This window comes from Clostridium estertheticum, from assembly GCF_011065935.2.
Lineage (GTDB): Bacteria > Bacillota > Clostridia > Clostridiales > Clostridiaceae > Clostridium_AD > Clostridium_AD estertheticum_A.
Map to the genome: position 1 here is coordinate 936,031 of NZ_JAAMNH020000001.1, position 12,919 is coordinate 948,949.

Sequence of the window (12,919 nt, forward strand, 5' to 3'; positions counted from 1 at the left end):
TTATGAAAATGGTGAAAAAACATCTAACACATAACAATAATTTTATATGGTGTGGTCTGAGCTGGTATACTCTTTGTGGTAGCACCATAGATAACAATTAGATTTCGGTTTGCGGGGTTATTGCTAAATGCTTGCCCATTTTCCAGTACTATCTGAGTACGTGGGGCAATGTTTAATCTTAAATTATTATCGCTACTCACCAACTGACTGTTAAAATAGTCTACTTTCACGTTTTGATATTGTGTATCTCTTGCCATAACAATTGCTCTAAATTGTGGCGGGAAAATGAGAGGAACAGCTGCATTTGCATCATAAAAACCCGTTACCATATTTCCGAGTGCCACCATTACATGATCTACAAAGTAAGTATCTGGTGCCACCACGAAATTAACTAAAGCTCCATGTCCATTTTCTACAGACATTAATTTATAACATCCTGTACTTTCTCCACTTGAATCTATCAGAAAATCATTAATCATGGTAATCATACCATGGAAAGGTAGAAATTTTTTCATTTTATTCCCCTATTCATTCATTATTTTTTTAAAAACATTCAAAACTTCTAATATCTCTCAGATCCATTCCGAATAATATCCAACTATTTCCAGTCCAACGGAAACCTGATATAGATCTAGGTCCCACAAATGTAAGCCATGCCCAGAAACCTCTTCCTCTTCTTGGCCATATATATACAAATCTATGGAGGCAAGGTCTAATTGCACCTTGGTCTATAGCTAGAGGGGTAGCGCCAAATTGTTGTGATTGAGGCTGAGATGGTGTAAAGTTTGGAGGTGAAGAAGGCGGTCCACCCTGAGGCCCTTGTGCGAAGAGTGTAGGAGGATCCATCTGCCTGTATGGACACCCTAAAGGAAGAGCTTGAGTTTCTAATTTATAGTTATACATTGAATTATAAAATCTAATAGTATCCTCATCAATATACATTAAACTAACTCCTTAAAGTATTTACTATACAGTATATGATGCCTTATATGTTTTTGTTATTTAAAAGTTGGAGATTCGTCTCCTATATTTTAAAGATGCTAGGCACCTTATATACAATATGCATCTTCTATAAAAGATGGATTTTTTTTAACATAGAAAAAGACAAAACAGTTTCTGCTTTTGTTTTAGGCCAAGGCATTGAGAAAGTGGAGAATTATTTTATTGAAACTGGTAAATTTGTAGTTTCAAATGTATTTGAGGATTTGCTAATACCTGTTATAAATAGAGAATAAATGAAGCGATGGCACTACTAATTTACCAACAATATATGGAAAAGCAGCAATAGAATTTGAAGGAAAATATAAACTTAACAAATATTGACCTTTCTAGTCTTAAAGGGAACGAGAGCATTGGAACTTTGAAATTAACTGAAAAAGTGAAAGTCAAAACTTACAAGCTTTATTCAAAGCTTCCCAAAGCAACTTTAGTAAAAAATAGCATACTCATATATATCTCATGGCTGCTGGAATCTTTATTTTATTTTTAATAGGAATATCGGTTATAATCAGAACAATTAATTTAAATAAGAGAAAAAGAAGAAGAAGAAGAAGAAGTAAATAAACTGGTGCCTAAATAAAAAAAAGTAGTATCTTAAATAATTAAGATACTACTTTTTAGAATAAACACTTCCCTTAGTAAGAAGGTAATTTCCCGTTGTCTCCTAGCGGGTAACTTACATAAGTTGGGAATAAAATGAACAACTTATGTTTGCTATCTGAATGTGCCTTAAGAGGTTAATAAAGTGAATTAAACAAACTTTAAAATTATGATACTAACAATAGGTACTTTTTACTTTACTCGTCTACCTGTTATAAAATCTGTTCTTGACATAGGTGATACTTTAATCACATCTCCTGTATGTGGAGCATGTATATAATTATTATCCCCAATGTAAATACCGACGTGATGAGGATTTGCAGAGGTTCCAAAGAACACCAAATCTCCAGCTTGAAGGTTCTCTTTAGATACTTGTACACCATCATTTATCTGATTAAAGGTTGCTCTTCCTATTGATATTCCAAAATGAGCGTATACGTATTGCGTAAATCCCGAGCAATCAAAGCCAGAAGGTGTTGTACCACCCCATAAATATGGTGTGCCAAGAAAGTTAGAAGCGTAGGCTATAATAGCATTATCTGATATAGTAGCTGAACCTCTTGAAGGTGTAGTTTCAGATGCTGATTTTCTTATTTCATTTATTTTTGTTATGCTCTTATTTACTGATAGTTGAGAAGTACGTCCTCCAAGAAGGCCTTCCTTACTATTTAGCGACCTCAACAACTTAGCTTGTGATTCTTTAGTGACAATCAGCTTGTCCAACTTTTGCTTATTTTCTGCATTTAAACTTAGTAATACATCTTTTGTCTTATTTAAAGTTTGCTGCTTTTCATCTAATTCTTTTTTTGTGGCTTCAAACTCATCCGCTACTTTCGTATCAAACTCTATAACGGTTTTTATGTTTTCTACTCTTGATATAAAGTCTCCAAAATTCTCTGAATCAAGAATTATACTGGTATAACTATCAAATCCACTTATGTACATAACTCTCATCCTACTATTAAATAATTCTTGCTGCTTTTGAGCCTCTTTTTCAACCTGTTTAACCTCCGCTGAACCTTTTTCTATTGCCTTTTCGGTTTCAGATATTTTGATTTTATTCTCTTCTGTTTTAGCCATGGCTTCTTGAATTTGGTTATCGAATTCTTCTATTTTCATTTCGATTTCTTCTCTTTGTTCTTGAAGTGTAATTAGTGAATCTTTCTGTAGTTTTAGATTCTCATTCGTTGGAGCCGCTAAGGCAGTTCCATTTAAAGTAATAATTAAAATTATTACAATTGCGATACTTCTTAGGGAATTCTTCATCCGTATATCTCCTTCATTTGTTTAGAATTTATAACTTACATATTAAATGTATCAAAACTTTATGAAGTTTTTGTGAAGAATATCTATATTGGGATATATTACATGATGGAAATTTAGTGAAACGATATCTAACGTGGATAGATGCTGATACAAGTGCTTTTCATCTACTACAGCCTTTCCGTTATTCAAGTTCAAGTTCAGGTAATACTTGGCTCACAATTTATCTATCTAATTGTTTATTTTGAGTTAATCAAAATATTAGAGCATAATAGTAAAACATATAAGAATAACAGGGAGTAAAAATACCTTACTTGAAGTAATTTAATATAAAAAGCCTAGAAATTATTACAGTATGGAGAAAGAAGCCACAGACAACGCTAACAAGAAGATAAAAGAGCTTCCGAGCAGAAAAGACAAGATCAACTTAGAAATTTTTACAGTATGAAGAATCGAAATTGATGTAACAAATGCAGCAAAAGGAAACCAAGAGTCGTTAAAAGATTAAGGAAATACTACCTACTTTATCTTTCAATCTAACTATTAAATCTATACCCTGTTCCCCAGATTGTTTCAATATAGTCTGGGTTACTTGGATTCTTTTCGATCTTCTTTCTTATTTTTTGTATATGGACAGCTACCGTTGCTGTGTCACCAAAATCTTCTTCTCCCCAAATGGAGTTAAAAAGTTGATCTTTTGTGAAAACTAAATTGGGATTAGATGCTAGAAAAACAAGAACCTCATACTCTGTAGTTGTTAACTGCACTTGCTTACCATTTACAAAGACTTTATGGGAATCCGTATGAATCTCTAAACCTTTGTGACTTATAATATCAGCGGGAATTTTCACTCCAGCAAGGCGCTCATATCTCATAATGTGTGATTTTATCCTTGCCGTTAATTCAGATGGACTAAAAGGCTTAGTTATATAATCATCTGCGCCCAAACCTAGACCTCTTATTTTGTCTATATCTTCGTTTTTAGCTGAAACAATAATTATGGGAATTTCAAATTTACCTCTTAGCTCTCTTACTATTTCAAAGCCGTTTTTTTTAGGAAGCATTAAATCTACTATTATTAAATCATAAATCCCGAGGAGTGCTTTTTTAAAACCAACCTCTCCATCTTGAGCAATTTCAACCGTGTACCCGTTTAATTGTAAATAATCTTTTTCGAGTTCTGCAATATTTATATCATCTTCTATTATTAATATTTGTTTCATAATATATTCTCCTCATTTACAATAGGAAGTATAACAGTGAAACAACTTCCTTCATTTATAACACTTGAAACAAAAATATTGCCTCCATGTGCCTCGACTAACTCTTTCGCAATAGCCAGGCCTAAACCTGTACTTGCCAAATCCTTCGTTCTTTCTACATCAATTCTATAGAACCTATCAAAAATATTATTAATCTTTTCTTCTTCAATTCCAGGGCCATTGTCCTTTATATTTATCTTAACAAACTCTTCTTCCGTAAAAATCTCAGTTACAATATTTAATCCCACTTCAGGGCCATATTTTACCGCATTATCAATTATATTTCTAATAACCTGATAAATTCTTTTTCCATCCATATTAACTTTAATTCCTTCTGGAACCCTATCGATGTAATCACATGCAACTCCACTTTCTCCTAAGGTAAATTTAAATTCGCCCATAACATCACTCATATAAGACTTTATTTTGACCTTTTCAAAATGAAAGTCTATCCTTTGCATATCAAGCTTTGAAAATAAAAATAAATCATCAATTAAATTATTAATATAGGATATATTACTATGAATTGTCTGCAAATATTTATTTATTTTATCTGGTGAATCCACTGCTCCTTCAAGAATAGCTTCTACATATCCAGTTATTGAAGTAATAGGTGTTTTCAAATCATGTGATATATTAACGATTAAATCTTTTCTGTTTTCTTCATACTGAATTTTAGTTCTTTCACTATCTTCAAGTTTTTGAGCCATGGAGTTAAAATCATCTATCAGTGCTCCAATCTCATTTGGAATATTATCTTCAATCCTTACTTCATAATTTCCACTTGAAATCTGAGCCACCCCTACTTTTAATTTTTCAATAGGCCTCAGTATTTTCTTTTCAATTCTAGATAACATATAAATTTGAACTATATCCTTAATTATAAAAATTCCTATAAAAAATATACCTATGCTCTTTGCACCTATCCAGGTAAAAAGCAAATAAACTATGGCTAAATTTAATATAATAGCTACAGGGCGAAAAAATCTAATATATCTATGGACAAGTTTAAATTCTTTATGAAAATTTTCATGATTATGCTGATGTCTTTTACGCCAGCTGCTGATTCTATTACTACGATCATCCATGCCTTTCTCCTTTATATGACTATTTTAGTATTATTATAACACGGTTTATTCATCAAAATATAATAACTAATCAAAGATGTGCAAATATCATATTAGTAATCTACTGACTATATTATTTTGAAGGTTTTTTAATATTTCAAAAGAAAATATGGGTGTAAATATTTACACCCATATTTTTATTATAAGGCTAACTTTAATAATAATTTAAAGCTTGCACTACACTGATTTTCCACCGTAACATTCTTATTTCCATTAGCTAATATCTCAACTTTTTCTACTTCATTAGACTTATTTATCCATACCTTTAAAGTTGCATCATTAGCCTCCATCTCCATAAGCTTTTTAACAATGGCATGATGAGGACTCTTGTTTTCTTTCATTTCTTCACAGGATCTATCATGAAGAGCTGGGTGCATTTCTTTTGCTTCATGTATTATTTCTTTCAAATCTAGAGACAATAAAGTCTTGTCACCATCCTCCTCTTGTTTAATATTATTTAGAACTCCAAGTGCAAAAGTGACATGTGATAATTTATTCTTTAGATTTCCACCATTAGCGCACCCATGATGGTTACCATGCATCCACATTCCATGTCCACCATGCTGATGGACATGATCCTTCAAATTAAATTCAGTTGTACTTTCATGTTTTAACCTATTATCTTCATAATCTACCTCAGTTGAAACCTTTGCTTTTGTAAGTCCAGTCTCTTTATTAGTAGAAAATTCATTAGATAGGTCAAAAACTTTTTTGTCATTCATTATGGCCTCTATTTTAACATCTCCGTTAAATGACTCTTTGTCCTTTAACGTTTTAAAAACATCATATAATATTTTAATTTTACTCATTTATAATGACCTCCTTCTTTACTATAAGTTCATTATAAAGATAGAGTTTAAAATTCCTTTAAAGCAATTATAAAAAAAATATAAAAGTTTTTAAAAGTTTTATAAAACTTTATATATCCTTTTACATCCACACTTTAAAAATGTATAATAACATCATTAATTGCACAAACAGTGAGAATAAAAATAAGTTATATTGTTAAGTAAGAAAAAATATGCAGCGAAAGGAGTAAATTAATGAATATTCAAAGCATTAGCCAAAATGCTACAGTATATATTTATGACAGTATTGAAAGTTATTTAACAAATGTTTTTTTTATTGAACATGAATCTAAGATTTTTATTATTGATACTTTCTGTGGTTCTGAGAGCATGGAGCCCATTCTAAATAGAGTAAACAGCAGTCTTAATAATAAAGAAGTAGTGGTAATTAATACACACTTTCATTGGGATCATGTTTGGGGGAATTGTAGTTTTAAAGACAGAAATATTATAAGTCATGAAATGTGTAGGGAATTATTGAATGAATCATGGGAAATGCAAATAAATGAAAACAAAAAATATATTATGGGTATAGCTGAAAAGCATTTACCAAATATAACTTTTAAAGAAAAAATTAGTTTCTATAATGAAGGTATCGAATTATTTCATAGCCCTGGTCACACAGCAGATAGCATTTCAATATTTGACCATAATGATAAGATATTATATGTAGGTGATAATTTGGAAAAGCCAATCATTTATGTTGAAAATGCTGATATCTCCACATATATAAATACTCTTGAGAATTATTTAAATTATAGACCGAGGAAAATTGTTGCAGGTCATACTTTAGATTTAACGGAGCAAGATATATTAAATACAATTGAATATCTGAAAGGGTTATCAACTGGAAAAGAGATGTATTTTGAATCTGAGTATATGAGGGAAATACATGAGAAGAATTTATCTGTTGTGAATAAAGGGTGAATTAAGGCCAAACTCCGTATTCTATTAGTATCATTTTTGAAACTATGGATAAAAAAAGTGCGTACTTACATTAAGTTCATATTACACTTAAAATAATACTGTTGGCCAACAACAAATATTGAACCCTTTGAGTTAATTCCATTAGGATATTCAGATGGTCTGAAAAATGAGTTATTAGATAGATCTGATAAACAAGAGTTCATTATGGAAGTTGGAAAAAATAATAAATTATAATTAGGCTTAATAAATGGAGATATGACATTTGTAAAAATTTAAGAGTAAATGAAATAGTGAAATAGGGGTGTGGAAATTTGAACAAATTATTTACAGAGTTTAGTATTAAAAATGTAAAAATGAAGAATCGTATTTGTGTTCCTCCCATGGTTATTGGATTTAGAGATGATGGATATGTAGCATTTGAAAATGTAGAACGTTATAAAGAATTGGCTAAAGGTGGAGCAGGACTCATAATTCAAGAAGCTACCTGTGTTAATGGTGATGGTAAACTACTAGAAAAGCAGCTTGGAATATGGAAAGATGATCAAATTGAAGGACTAAAGAGTATAGTTGATGCAGTTCACGAAGAAAGCTGTCCAATATTTATTCAAATTCATCATGCAGGAGTTGTTGGAATATCAGAAGACCCAATATGTCCAAGTCCCTATGAATATAAAAATTATGCTGGAAGTGTTGTTGGACATGAAATGACTAGGGAAGATATAAAATCTATACAAAATGATTATATTGAAGCTACAAGAAGAGCTTATGAAGCAGGCTATGATGGGGTTGAACTTCATGGATGCCACGCATATTTAATAAGTCAGTTTTTAAACAAAAAAGTAAATAAGAGAACTGATGAATATGGCAAATATCCTGAAAAATTTGTTATAGAAATAATAGATGGGATTAGAAAAGTAACACCAAAAGAATTCATTGTTGGAATCCGTTTGGGAGGATTTGAACCAACGATAGAAGACGGAATACATTATGCTAAAGTATTAGAAAAAAACGGAATAGATTTCCTTGATATTTCTTATGGATTTATGAGTGAACAGGAAATGCATGTAAATGAGGAGTATAAATACTCTAATGCTGTTTATGTAGCTGAGAAAATTAAAGAAGAAGTTTCGATTCCAGTATTTGCAGTTAATGGGATTAATTCAGCGGAGATGGCAGAAGAAATATTAAATGAAACAAATGTAGATATTGTAGATATTGCTAAAGGATTTCTTATAAATCCTAATTGGGCAAATGATGCCAAAGAAGGCAAAGATACTGGAAAATGCTTGAATTGTGCAAAATGTATGTGGTTTGGTCAGACTAAGGTTTGTGCAGGGAAAGTTATATTTGAGAGAGATAATAAACAAAAATAATATTAATAAGTATAAAAATTTAATTACTAAAATGGTTCATATTCAAATAATTTCTAGTAAGGCGATGACATCCAGTCATCGCCTTACTCATTTTGGGAAGAGCAAATTTTTACTTAACCCTTGTATATTTATTACAGAATTTGTGCGGAAAGCCCACTCTCTTTAGGTGTGGGATGGATAGCACTACTAAAATATACCATTAGACATGGATATTTTAGTACGATATAATATACTTAGGTTTTGAAATGAGCCATATACTATCGTTAATGTGTCAATTGTGATGCTTGATAGTGAAATTCTTGGGGAAAATAATCAGTGATATTAACTTTCGAGTTAATATAGAAGTTATTTAGTACGCAAGAACCCCATTCCTTTAAGTGTGGGAGTTTCAGCACCACTCAGCAGTTAGCAGAGTAAATTACTTGTAATTTACTCATGTCCAGCGGCAGACTGGGTGAAAAATTAAATAGATGTGAAATAAAAAAAAGCAGAAATCCACTGCTTTTTTTTTGCTAATGATGTTTCAAAAGTTCAGATTTCAGGACACCGTTATATTTTAAACTAAGCTACTAAAGACTCATTTTCTTTATTTTCATCTTCAACTTGATTTTTAACAATAGCATTTACGAACTTTTCTCCATATGGAAGGCAAAATTGTATGCATGGACCTGTTAACAAAGCAGATATTATTGTACCTATACCAAATATTCCGCCGAGTGTAAAGCCTATTATTAAAAACATAACATCTAATGCCATACGAATCCAACGATATTCTAATTTAGTTTTATCTTTTATAATAAATGCAATAATATCATTTGGCGCAACACCTAGATTACTTGCTGAGAGTATAGAAAATCCAATTGCAATTAGAACACAGCCGAATACAACTAAAAGTACTTTTATAACAATACTTGAAGATGCAATTGGGAAAAATGAAACAGCCTTTACTCCAAGGTCAATAATGGGTCCTACTCCAACCACACATATAATTGTTCCTATATTTATACGAGTTTTTTCAACTAAAAGTATTATGCAAAACAAAACAAATAAAATAATCATATTAGCATTCCCAGGTGTTTTCTTTAATAAAAATGCTAATCCTTGAGTGAATAAAGTAAACGGATCAGAACCAATATTAGTTTTTAAAAACAAAGCTACTCCAATCTGTATTATACTCATTCCTATAAAAAATAAAATAAGTCTTTTAATTAAATTTAGTTTTTTAGTCATATTTTACATCCTTTTCTTTATATTTTATAGTCGTTCTCTATAATGTCTTCAAGGTTTTTATTATAAACTAACCAAAACAACAATTTAAAGTATACAATGATACAAATTTTTATACAAGTATATATTTAGGCGATTGACACGACCCCGTTACGAAATTGGTAATGTAGTGGACAAATTATGTTTAAACTAACAAACAAAAATGCCACAATAGATAATAAAGATTGAGGCTAGGAAAGGTGAAAATGGAGAGTGTTATATTGATTATTTAATAGCAATGCTATGTGTGCGAATATACTTCACTTGCTTTTGTAGATAATTATAGTATAAGAAAATATATTATAAAACTGTTTATCAAAAGTTATTTTAATTATTAATAAACATTAGTCTGTAATAGTTGTAGACTTTAAATAAACAATAGGTTTTAAATAAAACAAGATTTCTTTATATCCAATTTAAGGCGGAAATAGTATAATTAAATAATAAAAGAAAGGTTAATGAGGTGTAAAATTAAATGTCAGTTAAATATAGGTTAAAAAAGAAATATACATATAGTACAGAGATGGTATTTAGGGTATGGATAAAGGCGGCATATGGGGAATCTCAAATCATGGGTACATACAATGAGTACACCAGGGATGAATTTGAGAATAACATAATAAATGAGTTGCAAGAATTAGTAAGTGATGAAAAATACAAGTGTGGATATTTGGAAGAACTGAAACATAAATACTTAAACATACCGGAATGTAAAGAAGGGCACTGTCATTCTTTACTAACTTTAGATGTTGTAGCTGTAGGAAGAACCGGTATTTTGTATGACGTAATAATAAAAAAATAGACTAAAACATAAGAGATCAAGGCTAAAATTATTAAATGGGGACGGCTGTCAATGTTCGCTTTTTAGCAGATAATTGATAGCTGTCCCCAATTTTCATCTAGGCATTTTGCAGTTATGCAACTTGTTGTTCGGTATCATTTTTTATAATATCACTGTTTTGCTTTTTATCATTTAAGAAGAATGATATAACTAAACATAGTACAGCTATCCCTGTAACTACCATAAAGGTTGTATTCATACCTTTCAATGCAGCATCCAACATTACTGACTTATAAAGTTCCATGTTTGTTTTAGCCAGAGCTTTAACTGGAGCATTAGAAGCAGATACATTAGACATTACAGTTATAAGCATTGCAGTGCCAAGAGCCCCTGCTACTTGTTTTGCTGTATTAACAACTGCAGATCCATGTGCCAACAGTTTATCTGGCAGCGCATTCATTGCGGCTGTTTGTAATGGCATTATAGCAAGTGCGATTCCAATATATCGAATTGCATATAGCAGAGTAATTGACATAATGGATGTATTCCTATTCAAATTTACAAAAGGTAAAGTTCCAATAACCAATAGAATAATGCCAGGTATAGCTAACTTTTTTACACCATGCTTATCAAATAGACGGCCAGATATAAGCATCATAACTGCCATTATTAATGCACCTGGCAAAAGTACTAAGCCACTAGTAAAAGCTGATTTTCCAAGAATAGATTGAAGGAAAATCGGTACCATAATACCTGCTCCAATGGAAACTATACTTAAAATACTACCTATTATAGTTGTCATTGTGAAGGTTCTTGATTTAAAAACACGCATTTCAAGCATTGGGGTTTCCATTGCAAGCTGGCGCCATACAAATAAAGCAATTACAACTATTCCTATAATTATAGTTCCAATAACGCTAATATCAGACCAACCTTTATTTCCAGCACTACTAAAGCCAAACAACATTGCTCCAAATCCTACTGTTGATAGAATAATGGATAGGAAGTCTATTTTAGGATTTCTTAATGGTATAACATCCTTCATAAAGAAAGCTGTAAAAATTATATCTAATACTATAATAGGAATTAACATATAGAATAAGTAATGCCAGTTCCATTTATCAATAATCAATCCTGCTAAAGTAGGTCCTATAGCAGGGGCAAAGCATACAACCAAACCGTAAAGACCCATTGCTGAACCCCTCTTTTCAGGTGGGAAAATTAAGAGAAGTACAGTACTTATTAAAGGCGCCGTTATTCCTGCTCCAACAGCTTGAATTATTCTTCCGATAAGAAGGACTTCAAAACTTGAAGAGAAGGCACATATAATAGTTCCAATTCCAAACATAAACATAGAAAACATAAATAATTTTTTAGTTGAGATTTTCTCAAGTAACAACACTGTTAGAGGAATCATTATTGCATTAACAAGCATAAATGCCGTTGTTAACCACTGTCCTGTACTTGCGGTTATATTAAAAAATTCCATTATCTGCGGTAATGCAGTAGACAGTACTGTCTGGTTTAAGATTGAAACAAATGATCCAATCATCATTGCAATTATAAGCAGCATTCTGCTGTACTCTTTTCCATGAATATCTTTATTAACAAACTTTTCTTCTAAAACTCTTTCTTTCATTAATTATCTTCCTTCATCTTTAAAATTTTGATCTAAAAAATTGCAATAATTGTTTTTATATACATCTCTAATCCAGTCACACCATTTAAGGTCTAATATAGCCTCATTCAAAATCCTTTGAGTCAATACATAAGCACCAAATGGGGGTACACCTCTGGAATTCTCACTGAATTTGAGTCTGATTTTTTCTATAGAGTTTTTATATACTTCAATTTTTTTCTTATATCTTGTCTCAAGTTCATTAAGAAGTTTTTCTACTGCTTCAGTATCCATATATTGAATGCAATATAATTTTAACGTCATTTCATCTCTAACAACGGCGTCACTTGTTTCAGAAATGAACCATTTGCGTAAAAACTCCTTCCCCTGAACTGTTAAGTTATATATCTTTTTATCAGGCTTACCATCTTGCTTTTTCAATATAAATTCAACGTACTTGTTTTCTTCTAATTCTGAAAGCAAAGGATAGATAGCACTGTGAGTAGAGCGCCAGAATTTATTAATCTTCGACGTTAAATCATAACCTGTCATTGGTTCAGTTGATAATAGACTTAGAAGGCCATAAGATAATTTGTTCATAAATATCATCCCCATATACAATATTACTTTTTTTTCACACCGTTGTATGTCATTAGTGACATATGATTACATTTAATATAATACACTAATTTTATTTATATGTCAACAATGACATATTGATTATCTTGAAAAAATGAAAGACCGATAAGCATTAACACCTCTCAAGATTCATATTTATTTTCCATGCTATATTTCTTTATTTACTTATATTGACAATTTGAAGATATAAGAATATACTATGCATAGATGCACAAC

The 12,919-nt window shown here is 31.0% G+C and carries 13 protein-coding genes; 4 read left to right on the forward strand and 9 right to left on the reverse strand.

All coding sequences use genetic code 11. From position 1 onward, the window contains the following. Positions 1–23 precede the first annotated feature (23 nt). Together G9F72_RS04330 and G9F72_RS04335 are read right to left on the reverse strand one after the other, a co-directional pair. Positions 24–515: a hypothetical protein gene (locus tag G9F72_RS04330; protein WP_164959313.1), complete on the reverse strand. Its 492-nt coding sequence runs from the start codon at positions 513–515 to the stop codon at positions 24–26. Between the two features lie 28 nt (positions 516–543). Next, the gene (locus G9F72_RS04335; protein WP_224675954.1) at positions 544–942 is read right to left on the reverse strand and encodes a hypothetical protein; all 399 of its coding nucleotides are present in this window, start codon (positions 940–942) and stop codon (positions 544–546) included. A 47-nt stretch (positions 943–989) separates the two neighbouring features. On the opposite strand from G9F72_RS04335, the gene G9F72_RS04340 reads away from it, so the two are divergent. After that, the gene (locus G9F72_RS04340; protein WP_164959314.1) at positions 990–1,235 is read left to right on the forward strand and encodes a hypothetical protein; all 246 of its coding nucleotides are present in this window, start codon (positions 990–992) and stop codon (positions 1,233–1,235) included. Positions 1,236–1,791: 556 nt separating this feature from the next. Here G9F72_RS04340 and G9F72_RS04345 read toward each other — a convergent pair. From G9F72_RS04345 to G9F72_RS04360, 4 genes are all read right to left on the reverse strand, one after another. Next, a complete protein-coding gene (locus G9F72_RS04345; protein ID WP_164959315.1) occupies positions 1,792–2,865 on the reverse strand; it encodes a C40 family peptidase in 1,074 nt (357 codons plus the stop codon). A 533-nt stretch (positions 2,866–3,398) separates the two neighbouring features. Beyond that, a complete protein-coding gene (locus tag G9F72_RS04350; RefSeq protein WP_164959316.1) occupies positions 3,399–4,085 on the reverse strand; it encodes a response regulator transcription factor in 687 nt (228 codons plus the stop codon). Next, a complete protein-coding gene (locus G9F72_RS04355) occupies positions 4,082–5,212 on the reverse strand; it encodes a sensor histidine kinase (RefSeq protein WP_164959317.1) in 1,131 nt (376 codons plus the stop codon). Before G9F72_RS04355 ends, G9F72_RS04350 begins: the two co-directional genes overlap by 4 nt. Before the next feature lie 179 nt (positions 5,213–5,391). Then, complete coding sequence (locus tag G9F72_RS04360; protein ID WP_187356104.1) at positions 5,392–6,060, reverse strand: hypothetical protein; 669 nt, start codon at positions 6,058–6,060, stop codon at positions 5,392–5,394. Positions 6,061–6,294: 234 nt separating this feature from the next. On the opposite strand from G9F72_RS04360, the gene G9F72_RS04365 reads away from it, so the two are divergent. Beyond that, on the forward strand, positions 6,295–7,026 hold the full coding sequence (locus G9F72_RS04365; protein ID WP_164959318.1) for an MBL fold metallo-hydrolase: 732 nt from the start codon (positions 6,295–6,297) through the stop codon (positions 7,024–7,026). Between the two features lie 311 nt (positions 7,027–7,337). Further along, on the forward strand, positions 7,338–8,399 hold the full coding sequence (locus G9F72_RS04370; RefSeq protein ID WP_164959319.1) for an NADH:flavin oxidoreductase: 1,062 nt from the start codon (positions 7,338–7,340) through the stop codon (positions 8,397–8,399). A gap of 561 nt (positions 8,400–8,960) precedes the next feature. Here the strand turns inward: G9F72_RS04370 and G9F72_RS04375 are convergent. Next, a complete protein-coding gene (locus G9F72_RS04375) occupies positions 8,961–9,629 on the reverse strand; it encodes a YczE/YyaS/YitT family protein (RefSeq protein ID WP_164959320.1) in 669 nt (222 codons plus the stop codon). 511 nt (positions 9,630–10,140) lie between these two features. On the opposite strand from G9F72_RS04375, the gene G9F72_RS04380 reads away from it, so the two are divergent. Continuing rightward, positions 10,141–10,467, forward strand: coding sequence for a hypothetical protein (locus tag G9F72_RS04380; RefSeq protein ID WP_164959321.1), 327 nt, complete (start codon positions 10,141–10,143; stop codon positions 10,465–10,467). A 112-nt stretch (positions 10,468–10,579) separates the two neighbouring features. Here G9F72_RS04380 and G9F72_RS04385 read toward each other — a convergent pair whose 3' ends face one another. Together G9F72_RS04385 and G9F72_RS04390 are read right to left on the reverse strand one after the other, a co-directional pair. Continuing rightward, the gene (locus tag G9F72_RS04385; RefSeq protein ID WP_164959322.1) at positions 10,580–12,085 is read right to left on the reverse strand and encodes an MDR family MFS transporter; all 1,506 of its coding nucleotides are present in this window, start codon (positions 12,083–12,085) and stop codon (positions 10,580–10,582) included. Between the two features lie 3 nt (positions 12,086–12,088). Further along, a complete protein-coding gene (locus G9F72_RS04390; RefSeq protein ID WP_164959323.1) occupies positions 12,089–12,664 on the reverse strand; it encodes a PadR family transcriptional regulator in 576 nt (191 codons plus the stop codon). Positions 12,665–12,919: the final 255 nt, after the last annotated feature.

Coding starts and splice junctions, on each gene's coding strand:
- G9F72_RS04330 (WP_164959313.1), bottom strand. CDS start 515: ATGAAAAAATTTCTACCTTTCCATGGTATGATTACCATGATTAATGAT.
- G9F72_RS04335 (WP_224675954.1), bottom strand. CDS start 942: ATGTATATTGATGAGGATACTATTAGATTTTATAATTCAATGTATAAC.
- G9F72_RS04340 (WP_164959314.1), top strand. CDS start 990: ATGTTTTTGTTATTTAAAAGTTGGAGATTCGTCTCCTATATTTTAAAG.
- G9F72_RS04345 (WP_164959315.1), bottom strand. CDS start 2,865: ATGAAGAATTCCCTAAGAAGTATCGCAATTGTAATAATTTTAATTATT.
- G9F72_RS04350 (WP_164959316.1), bottom strand. CDS start 4,085: ATGAAACAAATATTAATAATAGAAGATGATATAAATATTGCAGAACTC.
- G9F72_RS04355 (WP_164959317.1), bottom strand. CDS start 5,212: ATGGATGATCGTAGTAATAGAATCAGCAGCTGGCGTAAAAGACATCAG.
- G9F72_RS04360 (WP_187356104.1), bottom strand. CDS start 6,060: ATGAGTAAAATTAAAATATTATATGATGTTTTTAAAACGTTAAAGGAC.
- G9F72_RS04365 (WP_164959318.1), top strand. CDS start 6,295: ATGAATATTCAAAGCATTAGCCAAAATGCTACAGTATATATTTATGAC.
- G9F72_RS04375 (WP_164959320.1), bottom strand. CDS start 9,629: ATGACTAAAAAACTAAATTTAATTAAAAGACTTATTTTATTTTTTATA.
- G9F72_RS04380 (WP_164959321.1), top strand. CDS start 10,141: ATGTCAGTTAAATATAGGTTAAAAAAGAAATATACATATAGTACAGAG.
- G9F72_RS04385 (WP_164959322.1), bottom strand. CDS start 12,085: ATGAAAGAAAGAGTTTTAGAAGAAAAGTTTGTTAATAAAGATATTCAT.
- G9F72_RS04390 (WP_164959323.1), bottom strand. CDS start 12,664: ATGAACAAATTATCTTATGGCCTTCTAAGTCTATTATCAACTGAACCA.